The 23,475-nt window shown below is 66.0% G+C and carries 31 protein-coding genes; 1 reads left to right on the top strand and 30 read right to left on the bottom strand.

Annotated features, from left to right (window positions below; translation table 11 throughout):
- Positions 1-3: 3 nt before the first annotated feature.
- From WGH93_RS07500 to WGH93_RS07635, 28 genes are all read right to left on the bottom strand, one after another.
- Positions 4-792: a 4'-phosphopantetheinyl transferase family protein gene (locus WGH93_RS07500; RefSeq protein WP_374764251.1), complete on the bottom strand. Its 789-nt coding sequence runs from the start codon at positions 790-792 to the stop codon at positions 4-6.
- A gap of 115 nt (positions 793-907) precedes the next feature.
- Positions 908-1,438 carry a hypothetical protein gene (locus tag WGH93_RS07505; protein ID WP_374764252.1) on the bottom strand — a complete coding sequence of 177 codons (531 nt, stop codon included), beginning with the start codon at positions 1,436-1,438 and terminating at the stop codon, positions 908-910.
- A 171-nt stretch (positions 1,439-1,609) separates the two neighbouring features.
- Positions 1,610-2,011, bottom strand: a complete 402-nt coding sequence (locus WGH93_RS07510) for a 3TM-type holin (RefSeq protein WP_374764253.1) — start codon at positions 2,009-2,011, stop codon at positions 1,610-1,612.
- A gap of 60 nt (positions 2,012-2,071) precedes the next feature.
- Positions 2,072-2,584 (bottom strand): D-Ala-D-Ala carboxypeptidase family metallohydrolase, encoded by a 513-nt coding sequence (locus WGH93_RS07515; RefSeq protein ID WP_374764254.1) that lies wholly within the window; start codon positions 2,582-2,584, stop codon positions 2,072-2,074.
- Positions 2,581-2,778: a hypothetical protein gene (locus tag WGH93_RS07520; protein WP_374764255.1), complete on the bottom strand. Its 198-nt coding sequence runs from the start codon at positions 2,776-2,778 to the stop codon at positions 2,581-2,583. Before WGH93_RS07520 ends, WGH93_RS07515 begins: the two co-directional genes overlap by 4 nt.
- Before the next feature lie 89 nt (positions 2,779-2,867).
- Positions 2,868-3,275, bottom strand: a complete 408-nt coding sequence (locus WGH93_RS07525) for a hypothetical protein (RefSeq protein ID WP_374764256.1) — start codon at positions 3,273-3,275, stop codon at positions 2,868-2,870.
- Entirely contained in the window at positions 3,272-5,653 is a 2,382-nt protein-coding gene (locus tag WGH93_RS07530; protein ID WP_374764257.1) for a phage tail protein, read from the bottom strand. The genes WGH93_RS07525 and WGH93_RS07530 overlap by 4 nt, the downstream gene beginning before the upstream one ends.
- Positions 5,646-6,137, bottom strand: a complete 492-nt coding sequence (locus WGH93_RS07535; RefSeq protein ID WP_374764258.1) for a DUF6950 family protein — start codon at positions 6,135-6,137, stop codon at positions 5,646-5,648. Before WGH93_RS07535 ends, WGH93_RS07530 begins: the two co-directional genes overlap by 8 nt.
- A gap of 50 nt (positions 6,138-6,187) precedes the next feature.
- Positions 6,188-6,829: a hypothetical protein gene (locus tag WGH93_RS07540; protein ID WP_374764259.1), complete on the bottom strand. Its 642-nt coding sequence runs from the start codon at positions 6,827-6,829 to the stop codon at positions 6,188-6,190.
- Entirely contained in the window at positions 6,826-7,431 is a 606-nt protein-coding gene (locus tag WGH93_RS07545) for a hypothetical protein (protein WP_374764260.1), read from the bottom strand. Before WGH93_RS07545 ends, WGH93_RS07540 begins: the two co-directional genes overlap by 4 nt.
- 52 nt (positions 7,432-7,483) lie before the next feature.
- A complete protein-coding gene (locus WGH93_RS07550; RefSeq protein WP_374764261.1) occupies positions 7,484-8,188 on the bottom strand; it encodes a hypothetical protein in 705 nt (234 codons plus the stop codon).
- Positions 8,085-8,429 (bottom strand): phage tail assembly chaperone, encoded by a 345-nt coding sequence (locus WGH93_RS07555; RefSeq protein ID WP_374764262.1) that lies wholly within the window; start codon positions 8,427-8,429, stop codon positions 8,085-8,087. Before WGH93_RS07555 ends, WGH93_RS07550 begins: the two co-directional genes overlap by 104 nt.
- Complete coding sequence (locus tag WGH93_RS07560; protein WP_374764263.1) at positions 8,426-8,770, bottom strand: hypothetical protein; 345 nt, start codon at positions 8,768-8,770, stop codon at positions 8,426-8,428. The genes WGH93_RS07555 and WGH93_RS07560 overlap by 4 nt, the downstream gene beginning before the upstream one ends.
- A gap of 53 nt (positions 8,771-8,823) precedes the next feature.
- Positions 8,824-9,243 carry a phage major tail protein, TP901-1 family gene (locus WGH93_RS07565; RefSeq protein WP_374764264.1) on the bottom strand — a complete coding sequence of 140 codons (420 nt, stop codon included), beginning with the start codon at positions 9,241-9,243 and terminating at the stop codon, positions 8,824-8,826.
- A gap of 101 nt (positions 9,244-9,344) precedes the next feature.
- Positions 9,345-9,782 carry a tail completion protein gp17 gene (gene gp17, locus WGH93_RS07570; RefSeq protein ID WP_374764265.1) on the bottom strand — a complete coding sequence of 146 codons (438 nt, stop codon included), beginning with the start codon at positions 9,780-9,782 and terminating at the stop codon, positions 9,345-9,347.
- A gap of 67 nt (positions 9,783-9,849) precedes the next feature.
- Positions 9,850-10,188, bottom strand: a complete 339-nt coding sequence (locus WGH93_RS07575; RefSeq protein ID WP_374764266.1) for a phage head completion protein — start codon at positions 10,186-10,188, stop codon at positions 9,850-9,852.
- Positions 10,185-10,805, bottom strand: coding sequence for a head-tail connector protein (locus tag WGH93_RS07580; protein WP_374764267.1), 621 nt, complete (start codon positions 10,803-10,805; stop codon positions 10,185-10,187). Before WGH93_RS07580 ends, WGH93_RS07575 begins: the two co-directional genes overlap by 4 nt.
- Positions 10,806-10,809: 4 nt before the next feature.
- Positions 10,810-11,094 carry a phage fiber-tail adaptor protein gene (locus WGH93_RS07585; protein WP_374764268.1) on the bottom strand — a complete coding sequence of 95 codons (285 nt, stop codon included), beginning with the start codon at positions 11,092-11,094 and terminating at the stop codon, positions 10,810-10,812.
- On the bottom strand, positions 11,091-11,555 hold the full coding sequence (locus WGH93_RS07590; RefSeq protein WP_374764269.1) for a hypothetical protein: 465 nt from the start codon (positions 11,553-11,555) through the stop codon (positions 11,091-11,093). Before WGH93_RS07590 ends, WGH93_RS07585 begins: the two co-directional genes overlap by 4 nt.
- Before the next feature lie 83 nt (positions 11,556-11,638).
- The gene (locus tag WGH93_RS07595; RefSeq protein WP_374764270.1) at positions 11,639-11,983 is read right to left on the bottom strand and encodes a hypothetical protein; all 345 of its coding nucleotides are present in this window, start codon (positions 11,981-11,983) and stop codon (positions 11,639-11,641) included.
- Entirely contained in the window at positions 11,980-12,291 is a 312-nt protein-coding gene (locus tag WGH93_RS07600) for a hypothetical protein (protein ID WP_374764271.1), read from the bottom strand. Before WGH93_RS07600 ends, WGH93_RS07595 begins: the two co-directional genes overlap by 4 nt.
- The gene (locus WGH93_RS07605) at positions 12,291-13,883 is read right to left on the bottom strand and encodes a phage head spike fiber domain-containing protein (RefSeq protein ID WP_374764272.1); all 1,593 of its coding nucleotides are present in this window, start codon (positions 13,881-13,883) and stop codon (positions 12,291-12,293) included. The genes WGH93_RS07600 and WGH93_RS07605 overlap by 1 nt, the downstream gene beginning before the upstream one ends.
- 77 nt (positions 13,884-13,960) lie before the next feature.
- Positions 13,961-15,094: a phage major capsid protein gene (locus tag WGH93_RS07610; protein WP_374764273.1), complete on the bottom strand. Its 1,134-nt coding sequence runs from the start codon at positions 15,092-15,094 to the stop codon at positions 13,961-13,963.
- A gap of 141 nt (positions 15,095-15,235) precedes the next feature.
- Complete coding sequence (locus tag WGH93_RS07615) at positions 15,236-15,952, bottom strand: HK97 family phage prohead protease (RefSeq protein WP_374764274.1); 717 nt, start codon at positions 15,950-15,952, stop codon at positions 15,236-15,238.
- A 38-nt stretch (positions 15,953-15,990) separates the two neighbouring features.
- Positions 15,991-17,175, bottom strand: coding sequence for a phage portal protein (locus WGH93_RS07620; protein ID WP_374764275.1), 1,185 nt, complete (start codon positions 17,173-17,175; stop codon positions 15,991-15,993).
- Between the two features lie 509 nt (positions 17,176-17,684).
- Positions 17,685-18,917 carry a DNA-packaging protein gene (locus WGH93_RS07625; protein ID WP_374764276.1) on the bottom strand — a complete coding sequence of 411 codons (1,233 nt, stop codon included), beginning with the start codon at positions 18,915-18,917 and terminating at the stop codon, positions 17,685-17,687.
- Positions 18,874-19,374, bottom strand: coding sequence for a helix-turn-helix domain-containing protein (locus WGH93_RS07630; RefSeq protein WP_374764277.1), 501 nt, complete (start codon positions 19,372-19,374; stop codon positions 18,874-18,876). Before WGH93_RS07630 ends, WGH93_RS07625 begins: the two co-directional genes overlap by 44 nt.
- A 152-nt stretch (positions 19,375-19,526) precedes the next feature.
- Positions 19,527-20,108 carry a hypothetical protein gene (locus WGH93_RS07635; RefSeq protein WP_374764278.1) on the bottom strand — a complete coding sequence of 194 codons (582 nt, stop codon included), beginning with the start codon at positions 20,106-20,108 and terminating at the stop codon, positions 19,527-19,529.
- Between the two features lie 98 nt (positions 20,109-20,206).
- Between WGH93_RS07635 and WGH93_RS07640 the strand changes: the two genes are divergently transcribed.
- Entirely contained in the window at positions 20,207-20,947 is a 741-nt protein-coding gene (locus tag WGH93_RS07640) for an XRE family transcriptional regulator (protein ID WP_374764279.1), read from the top strand.
- A 457-nt stretch (positions 20,948-21,404) separates the two neighbouring features.
- On the opposite strand, the gene WGH93_RS07645 is transcribed toward WGH93_RS07640, so the two are convergent.
- Together WGH93_RS07645 and WGH93_RS07650 are read right to left on the bottom strand one after the other, a co-directional pair.
- Positions 21,405-21,773 carry a phosphomannose isomerase type II C-terminal cupin domain gene (locus WGH93_RS07645; RefSeq protein ID WP_374764280.1) on the bottom strand — a complete coding sequence of 123 codons (369 nt, stop codon included), beginning with the start codon at positions 21,771-21,773 and terminating at the stop codon, positions 21,405-21,407.
- A gap of 58 nt (positions 21,774-21,831) precedes the next feature.
- Positions 21,832-23,463, bottom strand: coding sequence for a sodium:solute symporter (locus WGH93_RS07650; RefSeq protein WP_374764281.1), 1,632 nt, complete (start codon positions 23,461-23,463; stop codon positions 21,832-21,834).
- Positions 23,464-23,475: the final 12 nt, after the last annotated feature.

Consider the following 23,475-nt stretch of genomic DNA (forward strand, 5'->3'; position numbering starts at 1 on the left):
GGGCTAGCGGCTTGTATCGGCAAGGGCAAGGGCCAACCACGCATCGGGCAGCCCGCACGCCCCGTCAAGCCGCGCGGTGAACAGGTCACACCCCGCCGTGACGGATGCGGCTTCAGGGGGAAAATCAAGGGAAACAGGGGTTTCAAGCGTACCGGGGGTCGGCAGTGGCAGGGCGGGGGTCACCGTTCGCAAGGCCCGGCCAAGCCCAAGCCCCAGCGCCTTGGCGGCCGCTTCCTTGATGGTCCACAAATGCAGGAATCGCCGGGCGGCCCGGTCTGGCGCCTCGCGCAGCCATGCGGCCTCGGCGGGGGCAAAGCGACGTTCCGCCAGGCGGCGCCAGATCACGGGCCGGTCGGCCAGTTCCAGATCGATCCCCACCGGGCCCGAATCCGAAACCAGCACCACGGCAAGGCCGTACGGCAGGCCATCCGCGCCGGTTGTTATGGTGTGGGACACGGAAAAAAAGGGGAAAGCCCCCCCACGCAGGGCAGCGGGAAGCCGGTCCTGATCCACCAACGGCGGACCACCGGGGGCCTGATACAGGGGAATGCGGGAAGGGGCGGGAAGATGGCCCGTCTGCTGATGAAACCAGCGGGACAGGGCCATACGCAACAAGCCGCGCCCGGTAACAAAGGCGAGCCGAAAGGCGGGGGTGGCGGCATTGGCCCGCGCCTGCTCCGCGACTGAAAGCGCCGCAAGACACGCGCCGTCCAGTTCGCCCCCCGGCGCGATCACCGCGATGGTCCCTGTGCCGCCATGGGGGGCGGGCAATGTAAAAGGGATGCTGTCCATGGGTCACAGCGCTAGCACGGCACGGTGCCGCGCACCAGACGGCACCCGCCGCGTGCCATGGCGCGGAAAGCAGTAAAAAGGGAGCCGCCAGAGCGATGCGGCGCCAACCCCCTGCTCAGAAGAAACGCCGCTTCATGGCTTCTTCCGGGGCACCAATCATGATCAGACGGGCCAGACCGTCATCGGCGGCGAAAGGGAACATGCCGGTCAGCACGTCCACCCGGAATTCCGAGTGCGTCCCCACGGATACCCGCCCGAATACCGGCTGACCGGTATACATACTGTTAACCATAGCCTGATAGCGGCTGTGATAGCAGTCCCGCGCCGTGAACTGTTCCAGCTTCTGGCCGGTGAAATTGCCATGGGTAAGCTGGGTGGCGGAGGTGCCGTGCAACACAAGCTGGAAATCCACATGGGGCGCATCCATGTTCACGTCGAACACCATCATCCAGCGCAGATTGCGGGCCGCCGCCTGCGGGCGAAAGGCCGAACGCGACGGCATGGCGCCATCGTTCAGGCCCATCCAGTAGCGATAGAAATCACCCGCGGGGTGGCGCTCCGGCAGGTTATCGGGCGACATGGCCTCCAAAGGACTGTCACAGATCGAGCCGAAGTGGTCCTGCCACTGGAAACGTTTCATGATCATGATTACTGAACTCACCCATACATGATTGAGGCGGGCCGCCCCTCACCCGGCAGGCAGCCCGCCCATGGGGCAATCAGCATGTGATACGCCCCGGCTGCGCGCGTACATAAAACTTTATGAAATCTTGATCAATCAATCAAAAGATCACTTGCGATCACGTCCCTGTCAGAATCAGCGCGACACGCCTTTCAGCTTCTCCACCGTTCGCAAACCGCCCAGCCCCAGCATGGACAGAAGCACGGTCACCAGCGCCTCCGTTCCCGAAAGTGCCGGGGGTGGCGGCGCGGCGGGAAACCACACCGCCTGCACCCAGCGCACCAGATCCACGCCCACAAAATGCCAGAACAGGGCCACGCCGCACACCCAGCCGATAAAGGGCCGCCAGCCGGATACCCAGAGCGAGGCGTGGCGTGCCTCCAATCGGTTGATGTCGATCTGGCCAAGGCCCGATTCCAGCGCCTTGAGCTTCAGTTCATGTTCTAGTTCCCGGCGGGCATTGGTATCGGGAATCAGGCGATCCAGCGGTTCGCGGATCAATTCCAGAACGCTATCCACAAAGGGCAGTCCCATCATCGTCTCCCGGTTTCCGGTTGAAAGGGTTTCGCGCCCACCGCACGGCGGCGCATTGCAGGCTCAGGGGGTGTCGGCGGCCAGCGGCCCCAGCCCGGCCTGAATCCGCGCCGGGCCTTCGGCGGGTTGATGCAGGCGCAGCACATCCCCGCGATTATCCGTGACGCGGCGATGGGATATGTGCAGCCACCGCGCCCCTGGCCGGTCGCCAACGGGGGCGCGGCTGTCCAGGATCATCTGGTCGAAGGGCAGATCGCTCGCCGCCAGAACGCGGGCCAGGTCGGCCACGTCCACCCCCGGCATCACCAGGTCCGCCGCCTCTCCCAGCAGGTGCTGGCTTTCCGGCACGCCGCCAAGCGCCCGGTTCAATGCCGGGCTGCGGAAGCCGGATGTGATCACGATGGGTCGGCGATACAGGGCACGCAGGGGTTCGAGAACGGCCCTGCATAACTGGCGCAGATTGGCAACCTGATAGGGTTCGCTGACGCGATTGACGATCCCCCGGCGGCGCGCCGTGCTGCTGCGGGTAAACTCTTCCAGCCGGAAATGCGGGCTTAACTGTATGTCATGCATCATCCGGCCCACCCCAGCTTGTCGGCCAGCAGAAAGCTGAGCAATGCGGACAGCTTCACCAGCATCAGCCAGATCAGGCGCAACACATGCCCCCAGCGGCGGCCACAGGTTTCTTCGTGCCGTTCGATACGATCGAGGGCGAGAGACGACTTCACCAGCGCGGATTGCGCCGTCTCGGAAGCTACGGGATTGGCCATGACACGGCTCCTTTTCACATCAAAACGAAAAAAGGGCGCCGCCCTGTGGCGGCGCCCGATCGGGAACGGTGGGGTGCAGGCTGGCATGATCAGGGGGTAACGGCGTCCAGCAGCCAGAAATGCCGCTCGAAAGGGGGCTGATCGATCAATACGCGGTGCAGCCCGACCCGATCCGTCGTGAAGGCAAAACTGCCCCCGGTGATGGTTTTTTGCACACCGTCCACCACAAGGCGGCACGGGTCCGGCAGGTTCGCGAACACCACCTGATCGTTACCATCCGCCACAAAGGCGCGCCGGTCGGGCATCAGGTCCACCACCCGGCGCGGGCGGATCACCGGCGGGTCCGCAAGGTCCACATAATCCGCGCCCGGCGAGGCGGTTCCGACAAGGGCTGCCTCATCATCCGCCAGATTCAGTGTCACGGTCTCCGGGTCCGCCAGAATCTGCCGCTGGATCAGGCCGGTCTGTGTGTCATAAACGATATGCGGGGCGGTCATCGCAGCATCTCCTGTATGTTGATCTGGGCAAACACGCGCTCCAGGTCGCTCGGCGTGGACAGGGGCCGCACCTGAAGCACATAGCTGTGCCCGCCAGCGGCCAGATCGGGGCGCACATCCTCGAACATCAGGCTTTCATGCGCGGTGCCGCTGGTGCTGTCCGCATCCCGCCGGAAGCGCAGATACATGGTGCGCTGGCGCATGGTCTGGCCGTCCTGAAGAATGCGCCAGGTAACACGCTCGTCCCCGGCAAAGCCCTGAAGGTCCAGCGTGAAGCGGACCACAAGGGCGGAGCCGTCCAGTTGCTTGGTGACGGTCAGGGCGGCCACCTGCGTCCACAGGTCGAACGGCAGGGGAAGGCGGGCATTGATCACCGTGCTGGCCAGGCGGCTCACGGCGCCCGGCGCGATTTCCGGCGTATCCACCCGGTCCCGATCCGCCAGCAGGCCGATATTGAAGGTGGCATTGTCCTGTGGCCGGGCACCATCATCCACGATGTGCGACCATCGGACCACGCCCAGCCCGTCCACGTCCGGCGCCTGCGCGCCCAGTACCTCCGTCGCCGGGCCCACCTGCCCGTCCGCCAGCACATGACGGACCCGAACATCCACGCGCGCGGTTTCCGGCAGCATCAGCAACACCGTGTGATCGCCGCGAAAGGCGGACCCGCCGGGGCGCCAGTCGTTCTCGCCCTCGCGGCGAAAATCCACCAGCGTGCTTGCCACCAGGCGGGACGGCGGCGACCAGCTCACCTCCAGCGCGGCCATCTGCCGCCCGTCCGCCGCATCCAGCGTCAAGGGCGCAACGGTCACGCCGCTGGCCGACACGGTCTCCCGCCCCGTGGCACGCACGGTTCGCGCCCCGGCGCCGCGCGGGCGTTCATCCATGCCCGGGTCCCAGTGGTAAATGGCCGGGTCTTCCCGGCGCAGGCCAAGGCTGACGCGCATACCCTGTTCGCCGCTTTCCAGCGTCTGATCCACAATGCGGAACCCCTCCCCGACCAGGCCGAAATTGGCCCAGCTCAGCGCCACGCCGTCCATCGGCGCCAATGCGGCAGCGGCAGGCATGGCGGTGAGTTCGGCCACGCTCTGGCGCGATTCCATCAGTGCGATACGGGCCAGCCGCTGGGCGATGCGATGATCCTGGGTGAACGGCAGGTTCAGGGCCAGTGGCCGGTCCCCTTCACCGGCCCGCGCCGCCGTATCCTCGGCGGCGGGATAGTCCTGTGCCTCGAACCCCTCGTCAGGGTCCACATAGGTGCCGCGCACCAGATTGAAGCGGGCATCCGCCTCCGGCAGGGTATCAAAGGCCAGGCTGACCACGCTTTGCTCATCCAGATGAAAGCCCAGCGGCACCGGCGCGGCGGCAAACAGGTGCACTTGCCCGCCCAGCCACATCATGCGCCCACCCATGGCCGTCAGCAGCGCTTTGGTCTGGTCGTATTTGCTGCGCCCGGAATCCACCACGCCGCCAAGGCTGTAACGGCGGATCTGGCCGCCCTCGCGGGTGGGCACCCATTCATCACACACATTGGCCGCCGTAATCACCGATGCCATGTGGATTTCATCCACCGGCACCGGGTTGCCCAACCGTCCATCCTTCAGAAAGTCCAGAATGCAGAGCGCCGGATTGGTGCTGTAAGCCCAGCTATCCGGGTCATCCAGACGCTGCGAACCACTGCCGCCCGGCTGGCTGCCATCGGCGCGGGGATCATAGACCGGTTTGCCGCGCACCTCCACCGAAGCGCGGCGCACCTCACCAATGCCATAGGGGAACACAGCCGGGTCGAACACGGCACGCACCGCGTAATAGGCAAGGCCCACCCCCACATGATCGTCTGTCCAGCCCGGCGCCGCCAGCAGCAGCGGATCGGCGGTCGTCTGGTGGCCGGTCTGATAGGACACGAACAGCCGACCGTCGAAATCGCCGCCCGCCGCGCCGTCCGTCAGGGGGATCACCTCGTCTCCCAGGCGAAAGGCATCAAAGCCGGTGATCGGGTGATCCGCCACCAGCCGGGCGAAAACCACGGTATCATTGGGCACGTCGTCCGCGCCCGTGCTGTCGAATTCCTCGATGAAGATTTCGCTGCCACCCAGCCGCGCCCGACCATAAACGATGCGGCGCGTTTCCACGCTGTTGGCCACCGGCAGCTTCTGGCCCGCCTGTTCATCCGTATCGCCAAGCGCCGGGGTGATCAGTTCACTGGCAACGCCCAGCCCCAGCCCCACCAACGAGCCCGCAATGGCCCCGCCCACCACGGTGCTGACACCAAGCCCGGCGGACACGGCTCCGCCAAGCCCCAGAAAACTGCCGCCGGTTGCCACCGTCAACGCCGCCACGCCGCCCACCAGAACGGCCTGTTTGACCACTTTACCCATTTTTCTGCACCCTGAATGCGTGATTGCACTGACTGACCGGCACGCCGGTCCAGCCGGTCTGCCCGGCAAAAAACCCGACCCGCCCCATGCAGATGCCCACCGCCTGTCCCCGGCAGGCATCCGGTATGGCCACACGGGCCAGCAGCAGATCGCCCTGGCCCGCATGTAATGGCGATATGGGGGGAAAGCCCGCCGAAGCGGCGCGCTGATGGACCAGATCGAACAGATCACGGGCGCCGCCCTCCCGGATCAGGCGACAGGCCCCGGCGGCGCTGCGATAACGGCCACGCAGCCCCGCCATCAGATCAATGCCGGTCATCGCGTCCACACAGTCGGCGGCGGCGGTGCAGCAATCGAACCGGCCATAAGCGAAAGCCGCGCCCTGCCGCGCGGACACGGCGCGAAACAAGGCTGCCTGCCAGCCCACGGGGCGGCGCACGGGCAAATCGCCCGCCGCCACCCCGGTCAAGGGGTATCGGGTCATGGTGCACTCTCCGGGACCAATAGGGGGGAATGGGGGAATGAACGCCAGCCTCAGAAGCGGCGCAGGGTGCGGGGGTCCGCGCCCCGCGCACCGGGGCCGGGCGCATTGACCGAGCCGGGGCCGCTGGGTGCCCGCAACCCCCAATAGACGGTTTTGGAGGTCACATCGGTGACGAATTCAAAAAAGCGGTCGCCCGGCGCGTCGCGCTGATGATCCTCATGGGTGCGGAAACGGGGCAGAACCCGCTGCAACAAGCGCAGACGACTTTCAATGGTCACCTGCACCCGCCGATCCGTGCCCCCGTCCACCAGGCGCATGGCGGAAATCTCGCCCGCGAATTGCAGCAGCGGTTGACCGATCAGGGCCATGTCATCGCGGAAACAGGCCAGCCACAGCCGCCCCCGTCGCCCCTGATAGGCGCGGCCATGAACCGCTTGCAGCAAGTCCGGCTCAAGGCCGCTCAGGGCCATGGACAGGTTGGGCACGCCGCCACGGGCATCGGCCCTGACAGCGGCGATTTCCCCCATGCGGCCCACACCCTCAAAGGCCATGCCGTCCCAGTGCAGCGTGCCGGTGCCGCCCCATGCGAACACCGGATCACCCTGAATATCCAGATGCACCAGCGGCAGCGCCTGAAGACTGTCGGCGCCCAGGGCATCCTGCACGGCGGGGGTCAGGTCCTGACGGATCATGGCAGCACCTCTTCCACGGCAATGGTCACGCGCACATGGCGCAGCGCGTCGCTTTCCGGCTGCACCCCGCCGTCGGCCAGGCGAAACAGGCCGGTGGCCCCGGTGGTGATCACCGCGCCACCATCCGGGGGTGACAGCATGAAACCGGGGGCCAGCGGCACCACCGCCCGGCCCGCACCGTCGGATGCCACGTCAGCCGTGATGCGCTTCAGACGGCCATCGATTTCCACCAGATCGCCGCGCCGGAACAGGGCCACCCGGTCGGCGGGCCATCCGCGCGTGGCAATCAGCGGCCCGCGCTGGCCGTCGCCGTCCACCTGCCCCACCCCATCCGGCGCGCTGCCACGGATGTGCGTATGGTCGGGATGGCCCATGCGGAACTGGCCGCGATAGCCATCAAGCGCATCGAAGAAACCCAGCCAGTCCGCCGCCATATCAGCGGACATGGGCGGCAGGGTCACCGTGCCTTCCCAGCGATCACCGGGCGCCCGCTGGATCTGCGCGATCCGGCTGTGGTTTTCCACCTTGGTCTGATTGCGCACCACATGCAGGCGCACATGGCTTGGTGCCGGGCTGGCCGGCAGGGTCAATGGCGTGGTCACGGGGCTGACCTTTCCTTGAAATGCGGTTGAAAACGCGATCGGGGCGGCAGGATCACAGGCGCCCGCGATCCAACGCCTGCAAGGCGCCGCGCGTGGCCTGTTCCCGCAGTCCGGGCAGGGCATTGTCGATCATGGCGCGCACCGTGGGGCCGGGCACCAGATCGAAGGAAATGTTCTGCACCACCTGCACCGGGTCGCCGCGCCCCAGGTTGCCGCGGCCAAGAAAGCGAGCCGTATCAGCACCGGAAACCACGCTGGACGTGCGATCCGGCACCACCAGTTCAGGCCCCCTTTCCCCCACCAACGCGGGCACGCCCCGGCTCAGTCGCCCGCCACCGGCGAACCCCAGCAGGCCACCAAGACCGGTCTGGATCAGGGCGGGCAATCCGCCCCCCAAAAGGCCGCCCTGGGAGCCACCCGCAAGCCCGCCACCGGCCAGCACTTGCCGGGTGAGCCCGCGGGTCAGATCACCCACCAGTCGGCCAAGCGTGCCTTTCAGGCTGTCGGCAAGGCCGCCGATCACCCCTTTGAGCGTGCCGCCCAGATCGGTGAAATCCACCTTCACCTGACTGGCGAGCCGGGCGAAAACGGCCTCCATGCGCGCCCCGGCCCGGTCCACATCGTCGCCGGTTCGCCCCTGCCGGGGGCGGCGATCATTGCCGGGCGCGGCGGGGGCCGTGGCCGGGCGCGAAAGCCGCTCGGCCAGCCGGTTCAGTGTGCGGGTCAACCGGTCGAAAATCTCGGTCTGTCTGGTCATCGGGGGTCTCCTGATCAGGCATCATATCGGGGTAACGCTGCATAAGCTGGCTCAGGGTGGGCCGATCCATGGGCGCGGCTCCATCGGGGTCGATGCCGTGCGCCCGCTGCCAGCCCCTCAGATGGGCCAGCAGTTCCGGCAGGGTCGCGCGGGCAAGCGTATCCGGCGACCAGCCGAGCATCCCGGCCAGTTCCATCAGCGCTGACCATGACACCGCCCGGCCCGACGGGTCCGGCTTCATGGCTGCCTGGCATCCGACCCGGAGGCGCGGTCTTCGCATAGCAGGGTGCGCTCCAGGCACAGCGCGATGGCATCGGCCACCGCGACCAGGCCGATATCCCGGATCAGGGCCGCCATCTCCCGGCGCACCGGTTTTTGGGCGAAATCGCGGCCAAGCATGGCGGCCAGAAACACCGCCATATCCCCCAGCCGCCCTTGCGGCAGCCGGTGGGTCAAAAGGGGCACCAGCCCCGTGTCGAACCAGTCTTCAATGTCCATCATGGTACCGATGTCGAGCCTTAGCGTGGCGCTGCTGCCGTCAGGCAGGGTCAGGCGCGCCTCGCCGCATGTGGGGCGGGTCATGGCGTGTCTCCCGGATTATTGAAAAAAGAAGATGGGGCGGCGTGCCCAAAGGATCAGGCGGCCTCGGCGGCAAAGCTCACCGATCCGGCGCTTTCCAGGTTCAGACTGTAGGTCATCTCGCCATTATGCTCCCCGGCAAAGCTGAGGCTGGTCACGATGAAGGGGCCTTCATAGGTGCCAAAGCCGGGGGCGATCAGGCGCCACACATGATGGCTGCCGCTCATCATGGCACCGTGCACGGCCTGCATCCCGTCCTTGTCCACGAACACGCCGGATGCATCCGCCGACAGGCTGCGCACACCGCCGCCATTCATCAGGGCGCGAAAGGCGCCGCTGTCCTTGGCGGTCACATCGATGGTGGTTCCCCCCACCGTGAAGGTGTTGGACCTAAAGCCGCCAATGGTGCGGAACGTGCTGGACCCGGCGGGGTCTTCCATCTTGAAAAGCAGGTCCTTGCCGAAAGCTGGGGTCATGTCTGTCTCCTGTATGGGTCAAAAGGGTCTGAATGAAACGGCCATGGGCCAGGGTCCGGCCACGGCCGCGTCGGCTGTCGCGTCAGGTATCGCGTCAGAAATCAGGGTTGGGGGGTCAGCACGGTGCGATAGGTCATTTCGGTACGCACCAGCCGCACGCCCGCCCGGTCGCGGGTGGTAATGGCGGCGCCGTCGAACACCGGCCCCGTCATGGTGGCGCCCGCAAGGGCCAAAGGTGTTGCCAGCGCCGCCGCCACTGCCGCCATGGTCTGCTGCGCCATGCTCTGGCCCGATCCGGGGCACCACAGCACAAGCGTGAAGGTTGCCCGGCTCGCCACCACACCGGCACCGGGCACGGGCCTGACGGCGCTGTCGCCAAAGGTGATAAAGGGCGCGGTGGCGGTTTCGGGCGGGTCGTCATGAACCGTCACACCCGCCCGGCGCAGGGTTTCATCCCCGGCCAGGCGCGCCCTGACGGCCATCAGAACCGGCTCCAGCGAAAGCGCCGCACCGGCCCGGCGTAAAGAAGAGTCAAACATGCTGTGCCTTTCCTTGTGGCAGTACCCTGCCCTTGTGAAATCGCGCCGCCCGGTGAATCAGGCGGGGTCAGGTGCCACTTTCACTCCGGGCATGGAATGTCAGCCAGCGCCGCGCGGCATCGGGGCGAACGGCCCGTATCCGATAGCGCGCCCCCTGCCATTCCAGCAGATGAGCGCCGGCAAGCGCCGCCTCGAAGCGTATGGTCACGGTCAGGTCCAGGCTTGGTACGCTGCGCCCGGCCACGGTTTCCGGGCCGTGGGCTATGGGCGCCACATGGGCCGCCCGCTCGCCGATCAGGTCAGCCCGCGCCACCGTGCGACCATCGCTGGCCCTGCCCTGACGGCGTTCCAGAAGCCGTACCCGCGCCACCAGCAACCCGGCGGTCATGCCGCCCCCGCCGCTCACAGCGTCCGCCTTTCAAAAGGGGCGAGAAGCGCCGCGGCGCCGCTTTCCCGGATCGGATCGCCGCACGGATCGCCGTCCCCCCGCGCACTGTAAAGGCGGGCCAGCACCATCAGCAGCGCCTGCCGGATCAGCGCGGGCACGGCGTTCCAGTCGGCTCCGAAACCGGCGGTAACGGTAAGCCGGATGCCCCCGCGCCGCACACCGGGCCGGGGCAAACCCGCCCCGATGGGGGACAGCACCGGGGAAAGACCCGGCGTCAGGCGATACCGATCGGGGCCGATGGTGCGGTCCACGCCCGCCCGGTCGGTGACCAGCAGGCGACTGACCGCCGAAACCGGGCGCACCGGCAGCCGCACATCGCCAATGACCGGCCCGCGCCCGCTCAGCCGGTAAGATGCCCGTGCCGGTGAAGACCGGGGCGACCAGCCATTCAGCGTGATCACCAGGCTGCGATCGGTCAGGATCAGGCCGGTGCGGCGCTCCACCATATCCCGCGCGGCGGGGATAAGCGCGGCCAGGGCACCGTCCTCTCCGTCATGCTCGATGCGCAGATGTTCCCGCACCTCGGCCAGCAGAAGCGGCTCGTTCAGCGGGGGCGACAGGGTCTTGATATCCATGACTCTACCTTTCCTGAAGGCGCAGGGTCAGCGCGCGTTCCATCACGCGGCCATGATCCGTCTCCACTCGGCAGACCAGCCGGTACCGGTACCCGGCACGCCCGCCGCGCACACTGACCCCGCGCCGCAGGCCATTTTCCAGAAACCGATCGATGGTCACATGGTCCGCCCCTTCGGGCATGACGGACCAATGGGTGGCTGTGATCGCCTCACCCACCTCCATCATGCCTGACCAGTCCAGGCTGTAATCCAGCGTGGCGGCTGGGTTCTTGTGGAACAGCGCCGTCATGCGGACACCCCGTCCCGCCCCAGCGCGAACCAGCCACCATTGGCGGGCTGCACGGAAAAGGCGCCATTGATGGCTTTCAGGCCGCCCCCGGCGGGGTCCAGCGTCTGCACACCCAGCAGGCGGTCCCCGGCGGCAAGCGCCCCGGCCTGCCCCAGCACAAAGACCAGATGACTGGCCGGGCCGATGGTCACCGGATCGCCGAAATCCACCGGATCGCTGTGAAGGGCGGCCCCGTCCGGCCCGCTGATGATGGCCTGTCCGCCAAGGGCGCGGGGGGCATAGTCGGCATCGGTCAACGCATGGTCGGCAATGTCGGACCAGACCAGATCGGTCGCCAGGCCGGGTTGATAGGTGCCCGCCATCAGGCAGGCGGTAATGGGCCGGTTGGCCAGATCGCCCAGCGCGCCCCGCATCAGGCCGTCGATCGCGCCGTCAAACAGGGTAAAGGGTTCCGTGGACATGAACTGTCTCCCATGAAAAAAGCCCGCAGGCGGTCAGCCAGCGGGCCGGTCTCGAACAAAAATGGCCGTCAGAAATGACCGGATCAGCCAAGGCGCAGGCTGCGCCTCCCCGGCACCAGGCGGTGCAATCGTGTGACGGACATGGGCACACCCGGCCCGGCAATCGCCCCGCCCGGCCCGGCACCGGCACGCAGCCATCCCGTGGCAATACGTGGCGCCTGACCGGTTCGCGCCGCCGCACGACGCCGCCACAAGCGGTAGCGCAGAGCTTTGGACCCGGACAGCTTCACCCCCGCATGGGGCGTGGCCGGGCCAGACCGAAGCGGCACGAAACGTTGCCCGCCACGGGCCACGCGGGACAGGCGCATCGGGGCGGCCAGGGCGTTGCCAAGCGCCGCCGCGCCCAGCGGTTCCGCAAGGCCGCTCATGCCCACACCCGTTGCGGCGTGGCGGGGGTGGTGATCAGGGTGTCGGGCACGGTCTCAGCGAAAGTGCCGTCAGTACGCAAGTTAGCGTGAAAGCCCGGCGCCAGCGAAGCCGGGGCGATGACCTCGCCGGTGTCGGTGTCGATGGTCGCCGGGGTTTCCACCACGGGCACCGCCACTTCCAGCGCCCAGCCGGGGCCGCGTGTGCGCCAGACGGGGGCGCCCTCATCATCCACCGTGCGCGCCCATGGCAAGGCCGTGGCCATGTCCGCCTCGCTGTCGGCGTGCAGATAATAGTCGGTATAGGCCATCAGAAATCTCCCCCGGTCAGGGTTTGCAGGGTGGCGTCATCCACCGCGCGGGGCGCATAGAGGAACGCCGCGATGGTGGTGCCGGGCTGGCCCTCACCGGTCAGGTTCTGGCCGCCGATTCCCATTTGCGTGGGGGCGGGAAACGGGGTGAAGGCGGTTTCCACCACGGCGGCCTGCCCATCCTTCACCAGCGCCAGCCGGTCGGCGCCATAGCTGAAGGCGATACGGGTGCGGCCCCGTGTGCGGGTGAAGTTCAGGCTGGCTTCCGGTGTGCCGTCCCTCGTCCATGTCAGGCGGACAGTGGTATCGCTGACAAAGGCCAGCCAGAACCGATTGGAAGATTCCCCGCCATCCACATGAAACAGATTGCCACTCAACCCCGCATCCGTGTCGTCGAACTCAATGTAAACCGTGCCTTCATGGGGGTTGATCTGGGCCGCGAAATCATCGCCGCCGATGACCGCCAGATCGCCTTCATGGGTTACCTGTGCCGTATCGGTGGGGATATGGCTGGTGGCGAGTGCCCCCTCTTCCAGTTGCGCGCCCCAGAAATACAGGCCGCTGGCGCCGTCGCCCTGATAGGCCGTGCCACCGGAACCGTTCACATCCATGCCATAAATGGCGGACCCTGACCCCGTATTATCGATGGTGACAGTCATGGTGCACCGATACCAGCCGCCGGGGTGCCCCGTGATGGTAGCGCTCGTTACATTCCCTGTCTGGCTGCTGACAACGCCCGCCTCAAGGTCGAAGAAAGTCCGCTGGCTGGCGGTGAGCACAGCGCCCGCCATGGAAATAAACGCGAAGCGCCGCCCTGCCGCCTTGAACCATCCGCTTATGGTGATCGCATCACCCGCGCTGGCGGACATGGCCTGGCGCACGTCATGGCTGGCATCGCTGGTGTCCTCCACCAGCTTATCGGCGGTCATGGTGCCGTCCGGTGCGGTGGTGGCATCGGCTGTGACCGTGGTGTTGATCCTGGTCCAGTCCGCCGCGGCCAGGTCGGCGCTGTGGAGCAGCAGATTGGTGCGGCGGGGCTCGAACAGGGCGCCCGGCGCGGCGCGCTGGGGCGCGAAATCCAGCCGGAGCGTGTCGGCGGGCGCGCTGAGCAGGCGCCCGGCGGCGGTCAGCCGGGTGGCGCTGGTGGGTCGGGTCACGGCCAGCCCGGCGGGCACCCCGCCAGACAGCCCCGGCGCAGGCGCGCGCACCCCGTCCATCGCCGCGAACGGCAGCCGAACAGTGAGCGGCCCCAGCAGGGTTTCAGGGTCCGCTTCCGCCTTGCCATCGATCAGGTCGGCGGTGGCGGCCACCATGACCTCGCCGGAGCCATCCAGCGACAGGGGCACGCCATCCCGGTGAAAGACGCCCGCCTGAAAGGTCTCGATCACCCGATCCCGGCCAATCCGATCCGGTGCCGTCAGCCTTCCCACGCCCACTTCATGATTTCCGGCGCCATCCAGCACCATGTAACGCACCGGCTGCCCTGTCTCATAAGCGGCCTGAAACCGGGCATGTCCCGGTACGGCCCCGGTCAGCACCAGCTCACCCGTGCCGATAGTGCCGGTATATTCTCGCAAACGGTTGGCCAGCATGGCCGCTCTCCCGATTAAAGACGATCAAAAAAAGGGCGGCCCGTGGGCCGCCCCGCCTTCATGGTCCGCGTCGCCGCCTAGGCCAGCGAGAAACGCACCAGTTTCAACGCCTGATCATTGACCAGCGCACCCCCCACCCGGCGGGTGGCGTAAAAGTGCACATAGGGCTTGTTGGAATAGGGATCGCGCAGCACGCGGGTTCCCGTGCGTTCCGCCAGCGTATAGGCGCGCCCAAGATTGCCAAAGGCGATGGACAGGCTGTCACTGGCGATATCGGGCATGTCCTCGCATTCCACCACCGGGTGGCCCAGCAGGCGATCGGGTTGGCCATCCGCCAGGCCGGGCCGCCAGATGAAGTTGCCGTCGCCGTCCTTGAACTTGCGCACCACGGCCAGGGTTTTGGAATTCATCAGAAATACCGCGCCCTGCCGGTAACGGGGCTTCAGGCTGTGCACCAGATCCACCAGAATGTCCGCCGGGTCCGCACTGGCAAAGCCGCCGTCAACGCCGGTGGGCAGCACCTGCAGGGTACCGAAGGGGCGGGTATCGTCGCCGCTGGTGGACATCGGGGCCGTCAGAATGCCCCGAGGCTTGTTGATCCCGTCGCCATTGATGATGGCGGCGTTTTCCTGCACGGCGAACTCTTCCGTTACCTCTTCAAGCAGCCAGCCCTCGGCATCGAACTGCATGTCGTCCAGCGCCCGCTGGGTGGCGGCGGCATTGGCATACAACTCGCCCGGCGTGATCGCCACTTCCTCCAGATTGGGCGTGGCGGTCTGGCTGCGGCCATCGGCCTCGCCCACCCAGCCGGACCCGGCGCCACCGGTGTTCACCAGCCGCTTGTAATCGCCGCTGGTCACCGTGCGAACGGTCACATGGCGGCGCAGCGGCGACAGGTCCACGAGCTGCTTTTCGATGGCGTGGTCGATCTCCTCCGGCACCGCATAGCCACCGTCGCCGCCGGTACTGGTGCTCAGGGCCTTGTGTTCCAGCGCGCGAATGCGGCTGTCATCCCCCTTGGCCAGAAAACCTTCAAGGAAGGCGGCCTTGTGTTCGGCGGCGGTGCCCGTGCCAGCCGGGCGCTCCGGCGCCGCATCGGGGCGGTCCAGGCGGGTTTCCAGTGTGTCCAGGCGGGATTTCAGGCTGTCCAGCCCTTCGGTGGCGGTTTCGGCATAGCCATCCACCGCCTGCTTCAGATCGGTCAGATCCATGGTATGTCCTTTCGGATGTGTAATGAAAAAGCCGCTGTCCTTTTCGGCAGCGGCGCGGCACACCGGCATCACACCGGCGGGCGCCTCGCCTCACGCGGGCGCCGAAATCGGGGGCTGTCTGTGTCAGCCCTGAAAAATGTGTCAGCCCTGGAAAATCCGTCGGCGGAGCGTGTCCCGCTCCGTGCGCAGCCGGTCGGTCAGACCCGCAAGCGCGGTGCCGTCCCTGTCCGGCATATCCACAAGTCCGCGCGCGCCCTTCGCGGTCACCGCACGGGCCTGACGGCGGGAAAATCCGGCCTGGCGCAGAATACGTTCCAGCCCGCGCGGGTCCGTGGGAACCGCATCCGCCCCATCGGCAGGCGGCGCCATATGGGCCGCTTTCAGCGCTGCCACGCGGGCCAGATCATTGGCGGGAAAAGTGACCAGCGAAATTTCCATCAGATCCGCTCTGATGATGCAGCGCGCGCCGGTTTCGCTGTCCCGCTCGGCCTCACGGGTGATGAAGCCCACGCTGAGCCCGTCCAGCGCGCCCATGCACAGCAGATCCCAGGCTTCCGCGCCCCGCCCGGAGCGGGCAAGCCGCCCCTGCACGCCAAGGCCATGGGCATCTTCCGCCACCCGGTCGAAGCGGCCAATGGGGTCGCGCATATTATGCTGCCATAAAAGTTTCGGCAGGCCGGTTTTCAGGCTGTGGGAAAAAGCGCCGGGGCGGATGATGTCGCCGTCCCGATCCTGCCGGTCGAAAACGGCGCCATATCCCTCAAAACAGCGCGCACCATCATCGCGCGCGCGTGTTTCCAATGACAGCGCCAGATCCATCGTCTCATACGGTGCCATCCGCATCTCCTGATCGTGCATGAAGGGACTCCCTGGGGTAAAAGGCCATGAAAAAGGGTTCAGTCCAGCGGCTCTGGCGGATAGCCAAGCGCCACGCGCTTTTCCCGATCGGTCAGGAAATCCGCCTCGGCGATGCGCTTGAACCGGTCGCCCCGGCGCGGTTCAAGCGCGGGAATGGCGTCGGTGTCGGCTTCCAGCCGCAGATCGCCGTCAAAACGGGGCACGAGCCAGCGATTCAACTGGCTCACCATATCACCCGCCAGCGGCAATATGGTGTCTTCCCACAGGCTCTGGCGGGCCTGGGCATAATTGGAAAAGGTCTGGCTGTCGGGCAGGCCCAGCACCTGCGGCGGCACACCGAATGCCATGGCGATTTCCCGTGCCGCCATGGTCTTGGCGCCCTGCCAGTCCATATCCTTGGGTGACAGGCCGGTTTCCTGCCATTGCAGCCCGCCTTCCAGCAAAAGCGGACGGCCCGCATTGTCCGGCCCGCTGACCCTGTCTTCCACCTGCTGGCGCAGATCGGCCACCTGCTCGGCGCTCAGGCCCGCTTCCTGCCCCGCCTGATAGAGCACCCCGGACGGCGTGCCGCCATTCTGAATCAGGGCCAGGTTCCAGCGCCCGCCTTCATTGTGCACATCAATGCTGCCCGCCGCCGGTTCCAGCGGCGCCAGCCCGTACCAGTCCGACAGCGGATTGAACGTGCGCCAATGCAGCACATCACCAGGCGCGAAACGGCGACGGGCCGCCGCCACCGTCTGCTCATAGCCCGCCGGAATACCGCCCGCGCCGGGGATGACCTTCATGCTGTCGGGGCGCAGGGTCCACAATTCATGAGGCCGCGCCCGATGCGGCCCCACGGCCAACGCATAGCCATTGCCCGCGATCAGGTGATGCCCGGCCAGCGTGGTCAGAAACGCCTGCCGATCCATGCGCGGATTGGGCTGATCCAGCAGGGCCAGAAGGGGATGAGCAGTCACGGGATGGTCACCGCGCATCAGGCGCAGCGGCACACTGGCCACCCCACGGGCCACCAGCATCACGGCCCGGTACGCCACCACATTGCCCTGAAACCCCTCCCGCGCCAGGGAATCCAGCCGACGCGGCGTGGCCAACGCCGAATCCGGCCCCACCCGCGCCATGGCGGGCCGCATGGCCGAAGCCTTGACGGTCTCCGCCCCGCCGGTCGCCCGCCGCGCGCCGGAGCGGCCGCGGGCAGCATTCTGCCAGAATTTCCAACCCATGGGCATATCCTTCCAAGATTGTTCGGGATGTCCCTTGGCGCGTCGCGCCAAGATTTTGTTTGATTTCACGCTTGGGTGCTGCGCACCCCGCTCCAAATGGGCGCCGCATGGGCGGCGGGGCGCGGTCGCGCCCTCCGCTCATCCCGCGCGGTGGCGGGATGGCGGTAGAGACTCCTTTTCGCTCACGCAAGCGTGCTCTCGCACGCGCTCCGCGGGGGCGCCGCAGGGGCGGCGGGCCACGCTTGTGACCTCCGGCGCTGCCGTGGGGCAGCACCGGTAGAGGCTCTTTTTCGCTCACGCCTTGGCCGCTTACGCGGCCCGGCTCCGCGAGGGCGCCGCACATGCGGCGGGGCGCGGTCGCGCCCGTGGTTTATCGCTCACGCCTTGGCCGCTTACGCGGCCCGGCTCCGCGGGGGCGCCGCATAAGCGGCGGGGCGCGGTCGCGCCCGTCGGTTAGATCTGTGTTTGGGTGGGGCCGTGTTGGATGAGTCCGTGTTCGTGCGGCGGGATCAGAGCCGCCGCAGGCGCGGGGGGCGGGCGGCCAGCATCAGATGGGTCATGGCCCAGACCAGCGCGTCCAGCCGGTCGGGGCTGGGCTGTCCGGCGGCACCGGTATAACGGCACATCTGATCCTCCAGTTCCGGGAAAGGCCGCACATGGTGCGCAAGGCCGCGTTCATAAAGCGCGGCCACCGGCTCGGCCCGCACCACCTTGCCACGGGTAGCGTGCACCGGATAAACGGGGATGGTGCCGTCCACCTGATGAATCAGGCTGGTGACCATGGCGCCGCCCTGATTCACTTCCACCACCAGCCGATCAGCGGCCTGGGCATGATACAGGTCCACCGCCCTTTTCGCCCAGCCCAGCGGCGATTGGCCCCGGCTGGACTCGTCCGCCAGCACAAAGGCGTGATCACCGGCACGGCCCACCGCCACCAGCCCCGCTTCATCGCTTTGTTCGCCAGCGCTTGCGGGCGGGTCCAGCGCGATCACCACCCGGTCGAGCCGTTCGGGCACCGAGCGGCGGCTGCTTTCCAGCAAAGCGCGGGACCAGAGCGCGCCGGGCACATCATCCAGCAGTTCGGCGTTCAGTTCCTGCCGCCCCAGGCGGGTGCCCTCATAACGGGCCAGGATTTCGCGCCGGAATGTGGGCGCCAGATTGGCCATATTGTCAAAGGTGGAGCCACGGGTCACCGCCACCCCCTCATGGGCCAGCAGCATTCGGATCAGCGCCGTTGGCCGGGGCGTTGTGGTGATGCAGGTGCGCGGCTGGCGCCCCAGTCGAAGGCCGAACATCAGCATGTCCCAGGTTTCCCGGTCCCGCCGCCAGACGCATACTTCATCGCACCAGGCGGCGTCATGCTGCGGCCCGCGCAGGCGCTCCGGCTCCTCGGCGCTGAACAGGGTCGCCACGGCGCCGCCGGGCCACGAAACCTGTCGGCGGCTGGGGTTGAAAACCGGTTTTTCCCATGGCGGGGAAATGGCCATCAGGCCGCTTTCGCCCTCCACCATGGTCTGGCGCGCGTCAACGGCGGTGGGGGCCACCAAAGCAATGCGCCGGGCCTGGCCGCTGATAACCAGATCGCGCACCCATTCCGCGCCGGTGCGTGTCTTGCCAAAGCCCCGCCCCGCCATCACCAGCCAGTGTACCCAATCACCCGCCGGGGCAAGCTGGTTGGGCCGTGCCCAGAAGCGCCAGTCATACAGCAGTGTGGCCGCCTCCCTCTCCGTCAGGCTTGCCATCAGGCGCTTCAGTTCTGATGCGCTCAAGTCTGTCAGCGAGTTTGGCGTAAAGCGCATCGCGGCTTCCTTCCAGCGGGTCGGGGGTGGCATCCGTCTTGCCCGTGTCGGCGGCTTTGGCCTGATACCGATCCGGGCGGCGGGCCTTTAGAAGAAACATCAGCATGGTGTCGGAATAATCCCGCACATGCCCGACGATCTGGCCGCCCCGGAACACCGGCTTTTCCACCCCGTCCACGGCGCGGCGAACGGCCTCGTCCTCGATCCGGTCGGCGCCGCTGGCCAGGCCGTCGGCCCAGGCTGCCCGAAAGGCATCGTCCCGCGCCCGCAGGCGGTAAAGCGCCTGGCGGGACACCCCCGCCATGCGCGCCGCGCCGCTGACCGACAGGCCATTGGCGAGCGCATCCAGAAACCGCTGGCGGCGGCGCGACGTGAGTTTTTGCGTGGTGCGTGCGGTCATGCCTGTCCACCTCCGTTAAACCCCGTGGTTCCGTATGGTTCTGTTCATGAAAAAAGGCGCCGCCGACCCTGTTCAGGTCCGCGGCGCCCGCACTGTCTCTACCGTGACTGTCCCTAAGGTGCATGAAAGGGGGAGAGGGTGCAAGTCTTTTTTTACGAATTTTGTATTTTTTTAGCGGGCGCCCGTCCGCACAGCCGGGCCAGCCAGTCCAGCCCCTGACCATAACGGCGCTTATAGGTCCAGCGGCTGAGGTCAAGACCCACGCTTTGCGCCACCCTGGCCCAGGGAATCCGGCTTTGCGGTGCGCCGTTCTGATGCCAGGCGGCCCAGAACAGAATCTGGCGATCATCCTGATCCGGCACCAGCGCCAGCAGATCCAGCGCGGGCTGCATAGCATCAATCTGTTTCGCATCGGGGCGCGCCTGACGGCCATAAACACCGCGCTTTCCCTGGGGTGCAAGCGGTATGACGGAACCGACAGGCGCACGGCCCCCCGCTTCGGCGCCAGTCTCGCCGGCCCCTATTTCCGGCCACATGACCTGCCGGGCGAACAGAAAGGCGCGGTCCCTGTCGGGCAGACGGCGCAGGGTCCATACGGCTGTGATCAGGGCGGACTCGATCACGCGGGCGCGCTCCTCCATGGGTGTTTCCGGGGATGGCACGGTGTGATGATCCGCGAAAACCCTGAAGCGATCGGTTACGGTTTCGCGGCCTGAATGGGGGGTTGCCGTCATCAATGTCTCCTCTAAAATTACGTTAAACGATATTTTTGCTAGCACTTTTTTACGATCTTTGAAAGTGACATTCTTTATGGTTTTCGTAATATTAGGGTATGAAAACACAGGAATGGATCAAGGGCGCCCTCCGTGAACGGGGATACAAGCTCAAGGATGTGGCGGACAGGCTAGGAATCACACCCCCGCGGGTAAGTGAGATCCTGCGTGGCGCGCGTGACGTGCAAAGCGACGAAATATTGCCCTTGGCGGACATGCTGGGCATGAGCGCCCAGGCCCTGCTGGAAAGCCTGAGCCGACAGCGCAAGGTGGATCTGCCGCGCGCCGCCGCGAATGACTATCCCGCCATCCCGGTGCTCGGCATTCTGACCGGTACCGGAATGGTGGAACCGCTGGATGATGCCCTGGGCTTCCAGACCGTACCGATCCCGCCCGATGCGCCGGGGCGCGACGGCCTGTTCTGCTATGTGATGGGCGACGATTCCATGGCTCAGGAGATTCCCAAAGGCAGCCTGATCATCGCGGCGGACCCGCGCCAGCACTTTTTCCCCATGGTGCCGGGCGCAATTTTCCTGATGTCCCTGCCGGATGGGCGCCTGGCACCCCGGCAATATCTGCGGCTGGACAATGGGGAAGACTGGCTGGTGCCCACGCCCAAACGCCCCAATCCGGCATTTGAAAGTTACCGGCTCGTGCTCAGCGGGCAGGCGGCGGCGCGCCGATCCGGCGAAGGTACGCGGCCCGAATCGGACACGGAAAGGCCGACACCCGCGCCCTTAAACAGCCGGAACATTTTTGCGGGCGTCGTTTGGGTTCATCATCGGCACATGCCCGGATAAGGCGTGTCTGGCGCCACCCCGTTCCGCCCGGCGCGGCATACGAACGGCCAGGGGGCTGATCTTCCACATGGATGGTGGACTGGCGCGGCTCTGCTGATTCCCCGGTACGCATACTGAATCCCCAAAACTCCATACCAATATTCCGGGCACACGCCGCGCCACAAGCCTGACTGCGGAACCATGGGCAAGTGAGGGCCACATGTTTCCAATCCGGGATATACACCCCTAGATAGCGGTCGTCAATTGTCTTACTATATAGGGTAGTATATGCGGGCGGCCAACAAAGCCCTGTCATGGTTACGTTTTTCAGCAGAGGGCAGGGATGGCTGACAAGTGGGGCGAGGCCACAGGCGCTCAAACAAAAAACCGCCCCGCCGAGGCGGAGCGGCCCTGTGACTGGCGCGGAATGACCCCGCAAGTCATCAGACTTCAAGACACGGGGGTCAAGGGCTGAGCCTCAGCCCTGACGGCCATATTTGTCTTCCAGCCGGACGATATCGTTCTCGTCCAGATGGGCGCCGGTCTGCACCTCGATGAACTGAAGGTCACCGTCGCCCACATTCTCGATCCGGTGGGGGGTTTCCACGGGGATATAGACCGCCTCGTCCACACCGCGCACCAGCAGGTCACCGCCCAGCGTGACGCGGGCCGTGCCCTGCGTGATCACCCAGTGCTCCCCCCGGTGGTGGTGCAATTGCAGGGACAGGATCTGTCCGGGCTTGACCGTGATCCGCTTGACCACGTGCCCCGGCCCCACGGCGACCACTTCCCAGCGGCCCCAGGGCCGCTCGTCCGCGTCACCCACGGCATATTGTACCGTCGTCATGGCGTTTCTCCTTCATGCAGGGCTGACACACTGGCCCACCGGAACGGGCTTCACCCCGTTACAGGAAGGCCCCCACGACCACCGCGGTCAATGCCAGCAGCATCACCGACAGGATGCGATAATTGGCATACCAGGGCACTTCCCGCAGTGTGATGGTCTCCGCCCGGAAGAAGGCGGGCGACCAGGTGGTGTTTTCCACAAGGGCCTGCGGCGGAGGGGCGGTAACCAGCGACAGCACCACCAGGGTAAAGACCGCCAGCAGGAACAGGATCGGCGCCACATACAGGAAGTTCAGGCTGACCACGTCCATCACCTCGATGCTGATGAACAGCCCCGCGCCCACCAGAAGCCCCACCATCAGCGTGCCGAAGGCGGCAAAGGCATTGGCCCGCTTCCAGAAAATGCCGACAATGAACAGCGCCACCACGGGCGAAACCGTATAGGCCAGAACCTTTTGCAGATATTCGAACAAACCTTCGAAATGCTGAATCTGCGGCGCCCAGAGCACGGCCAGCAGCATGAAGCCGAAGGTGACGAAACGCCCCACTTTCATAAGCTGGTGCTGGTCCAGATCGGGCCGGGCTTCCCGCACGAAATCCATGGTTACAAGGGTGGAGGCGGAGTTCAGCGTGCTGTCGATCTGCGACATGAGCGCCGCCACGAAACCCGCCAGCACGATGCCCAGAATCCCCACCGGCAGCAGGTCGAACATCAGCACCGGGAACACCATGTCATGCACGTTCAGGCCGCTTTCCAGCGCTTCCGGCGGCAGGACCGAGGCAATATCCCCCTGGTACAGCACCAGCGCCATGGTCCCCGGCAGCACCATGATGAACAGCGGCGGCAGCTTCAAAAGCCCCGCGAACAGACTGCCCAGCCGCCCGTGATGGGCATTCTTGGCCGACAGCACCCGCTGCACCATGAACTGGTTGGTACACCAGAAATAGAAGCCGAGCAGCGGCACGCCGGTAATCGTGGCGAGCCAGGACACGCCCTCGCCGCCAATGGGCTGCATCAGGCTGAGCTTTTCTTCCGGCACCATATCGGTAATGGCGCTCCAACCGCCCACCTGCTCATAGGCGAAAATGGCGATCAGCGTGCTGCCAATGGTGAGCAGGATAGCCTGTGCGGTATCCGTATAGATCACCGCCGACAGACCGCCCGCAATGGTATAGGCGCCCGCTGCCACCGCCAGAAGCGCAATGGTGACCTCCATGGATATTTCGGGAAAGATCAGTTGCAGCAGCAGACCGCCCGCATACAGGCTGCCCGCCGTATCCACCACGATATTGAGAAACAGGGTCAGGCCGGAGAAATAGTTGCGGGCGCGCCGATCAAAGCGCTTCTCCAGAAATTCCGGCATGGTATAGATGCCCGCTCGCAGAATGAAGGGCAGAATGAATATGGCGAAAAAGATCAGGACAATGGCCGCCATCCATTCGAAGTTGAAGAAGCTGATGCCCTTGTCATAAGCGGCACCGGCCAACCCCACCAGCGATGTGGACGACATGTTGGACGCATAAAGCGAAAAACCGATAAAGGGCCACAGCATGGATCGCCCGGCCAGGAAATAGTCTTCCGCCGTGTCGTGCTTTTTGGAAAAATAAAAGCCGAGCCAGATGGCGAAAAGAAAATAAAGAACGATGATCCCGATATCCACGGGGTGAACGGAAAAATCCACTTGTTGCATGATACCCTCTGA

Source organism: Yunchengibacter salinarum, assembly GCF_037658235.1.
In the GTDB taxonomy this organism is placed as follows: domain Bacteria; phylum Pseudomonadota; class Alphaproteobacteria; order Sphingomonadales; family Kordiimonadaceae; genus Yunchengibacter; species Yunchengibacter salinarum.